2 protein-coding genes are annotated in these 1812 nt (G+C 45.2%); both read left to right on the forward strand.

All coding sequences use genetic code 11. The features are described from left to right. The first annotated feature begins 90 nt into the window (after positions 1-90). A complete protein-coding gene (locus ACSZPU_RS25490) occupies positions 91-438 on the forward strand; it encodes a DUF4942 domain-containing protein (RefSeq protein WP_499004391.1) in 348 nt (115 codons plus the stop codon). A 2-nt stretch (positions 439-440) separates the two neighbouring features. Beyond that, on the forward strand, positions 441-1664 hold the full coding sequence (locus ACSZPU_RS25495) for a hypothetical protein (RefSeq protein ID WP_499004392.1): 1224 nt from the start codon (positions 441-443) through the stop codon (positions 1662-1664). Positions 1665-1812: the final 148 nt, after the last annotated feature.

Here is a 1812-nt window from a genome sequence, read left to right on the forward strand (position 1 = left end):
GGCCTCATTTCTCGCTGCCGTCCAGATCAGATGCATCGCTCTCTGGGCTAAAATCTTGTGACGACACTATCTAATATTCAGCAATTTGTAATGCCAAAAAAACTGGTATTGCGTGGCATTTTCCCCGATTTAAACATGATGAGATATAATGGGTTTTCTCAGGATAATCTCTTCTATTTAAACGACTTTGAGAATATCGTGTGCATCTGCTCCAATGTAGCCACACCACCTGTCGGTAGCGGAAAGAACATGTACGACAGACTGGCTGCCTTGCGAAAAACCGATTTTACCGGCGATGTTAACGACCAGAATGGCTGGAAATGCCGACTGTTTGAAAATGGGAATGTCCATGTCTCAGTCGAGTGTGAGAGCCTGCTTAACGCGCTGAATGACCTGATTAGCATTTATTTTGCCAACCAGATCCCGGCTAAAGGATAAATATGATGACTGACAAAGATAATCTTATGAACGAGGATGAACCGAAGGCATCCGATATAAGCGCCAAGGAAAACGACAGCCTTACTATCGCCCAGCCCGAAGATCTTAAGCAAAGCCGTTATTCTTCCATTGGTCTTCATCACTATTTTACTGAAATTGAGAAAATTTGTCGGGAAAAGGAAATTAACCCCGAAAACGTTGCCACCTTTTTCAAGACCCATTGGCTACGTGATGCTGTAGGAGGGTCATTTTCCCGGGCGCAAGAGGCGGTAGAAAACTATAAGGACTACATTAAAAAAGTACCGGAGGAGGCCCGTACCCTCGACATCCCAGCGGATATTAACACTGCACTTTACAACCTGATGTCGTTGATCACATGGTTTTACAGACTGAGCTATACAAACATCCAAAGCGAAAGTGTCAAATATGCTGAAGATATCAGCAATCAGTTGCAGCAGCAGAACAGTGAAATTCTGGAACAGCTTTCACAGTGCAAAGATCAGGTTACAGTTCTGACCAGCGAAAAAATTAACCTGCTCAGTGATCTGGCTCAGCAGCGTGACCATGCAAGTAAACTTGAAAGTTCACTCCTCGACACTAAAGAAAGACTAGCGGAAAGCCAAAACGAGCTACAACATGCCAACAGCGAAATCCAGCTTATACAACAGACAGTGGGGACACTGAGCCAGCAACTGAGTGAGCGTAAGCAGGAACTGGCTTCCCAGCAAGAATATCAGAAGCACCTGACTGATGAAAATAAATCTCAGCAAGTAGAGCTGACCGCTATCTCCAGCCAATGCGAACACTTAAAACAGACAGTGTCTGATTTAAAGGTCAGTATCAATCAGTACGAGAAGGACCTGTCCTCAGCCCAATCCCTTTCATCCGAATTGCGCTCATCTTTAGAAGAAAAGGTTACGACCCTGGCGAACGTACAATCGGAGCTGAATACAGCCAAAGGGGAGAATGAAGAACTGCGTGCTGAAGCTCAACGTTTAACTGACGAGAACAAACAATCACGACAGGTTCAAACAGATCAGGTTGAAGAGCTACATAAGCTCAGGAACCAGATTGTTTCGATGGAAGCGACACTTAACGCGGAAAAGACCATTGCAGAATCTTTACGGGGAACAGTCGACAAATTAACCGCAGCAATGACCGGCGCTGTTACTGCTAAAACCAAATCCCCACGAACACCAAAAACACGAAACCAAAGGACTGATTAACGACTACCGCCAGGAGTTTGTGATGTCCTAACATTCCTGGGGGTATCACAGACTTATCCCGCACGTAGAAGTGAACCGCCCCGGGAATCCTGGAGACTAGGCTGTGTCCCTTAATCACCTGAGTTATAGTAACTGTCTTTTTCAACAA

Origin of the sequence: Phytobacter sp. V69, from assembly GCF_965644215.1 — a bacterium.
Taxonomy (GTDB): Bacteria; Pseudomonadota; Gammaproteobacteria; order Enterobacterales; family Enterobacteriaceae; genus Phytobacter.